Source organism: Bradyrhizobium guangdongense (assembly GCF_006483445.1).
GTDB lineage: Bacteria > Pseudomonadota > Alphaproteobacteria > Rhizobiales > Xanthobacteraceae > Bradyrhizobium > Bradyrhizobium guangdongense_A.
The window spans coordinates 1-1,030 of sequence record NZ_PPPT01000318.1 but is presented as its reverse complement, the minus strand read 5'-3'; the positions used below and the strand labels follow the sequence as shown (position 1 = coordinate 1,030).

Below are 1,030 nucleotides of genomic sequence, written 5' to 3'. Positions count from 1 at the left end.
CCGAGGGCTATGACGTCGTCGGCATCACGCTGCAGCTCTACGACCATGGCGCCGCGACCCATCGCAAGGGCGCCTGCTGCGCCGGCCAGGACATCCACGACGCCCGCGACGTCGCGGCAAAACTCGGCATTCCCCATTACGTGCTGGACTATGAGGACCGCTTCCGCGAGTCCGTCATCGATAATTTTGCCGACAGCTACGCGCTCGGCGAGACGCCGGTGCCATGCATCGAGTGCAACCGCTCGGTCAAGTTCCGCGATCTCCTCAAGACCGCGCGTGAGCTCGGGGCGACAGCGCTTGCCACCGGCCATTACGTTGCCTCGCGCCGTCTCGATGACGGCTCGCGTGCGCTGGTGTGCGCGGCCGACAGCGAGCGCGACCAGAGCTATTTCCTGTTCGCGACCACGCGCGAGCAGCTCGACTTCCTGCGCTTCCCGCTCGGCGACATGACCAAGCTGGAGACGCGTGAGCTCGCGCGCCGCTTCGGGCTTGCGGTCGCCGACAAGCACGACAGCCAGGACATCTGCTTCGTGCCGACGGGCCGCTATACCGACATCATCACCCGGCTGCGCCCCAATGCGATGGAGCCCGGCGATATCGCCGATCTCGACGGCCGCGTCATCGGCCAGCATCACGGCATTGCAAACTTCACCATCGGCCAGCGCCGCGGCCTGGGCATCGCCTCCGGCTCGCCGCTCTACGTGGTGCGGCTGGAAGCTGCGAACCGCCGCGTCGTCGTCGGTCCGCGCGAGGCGCTGAAGATGCATCGCATCGTGCTGCGCGACGTCAACTGGATCGGCGATGGCGACATCGACCGCGCCATCGGCAGCGGCCTCGAAATGTATGTCCGCGTGCGCTCGACGCGCGCGCCGCAGCCGGCCTGGCTGCGCGGCGCCGCCGGTCATTACGAGGTCGAGCTGGTCGCGGGCGAAGAGGGCGTTTCGCCCGGACAGGCCTGCGTGTTCTACGATGCGCCGTCGGGGCAGGCGCGCGTGCTTGGCGGCGGCTTCATCCAGAGCGCGGCGTCGAA

Annotated in this window: 1 protein-coding gene; it reads left to right on the top strand. The window is 68.3% G+C overall.

All coding sequences use genetic code 11. The annotated features are described in order from the left end of the window. Window positions 1–1,030 (top strand): tRNA 2-thiouridine(34) synthase MnmA (gene mnmA / locus C2U70_RS32410; RefSeq protein ID WP_140982796.1); only part of this gene is annotated, 1,030 nt, incomplete at both ends.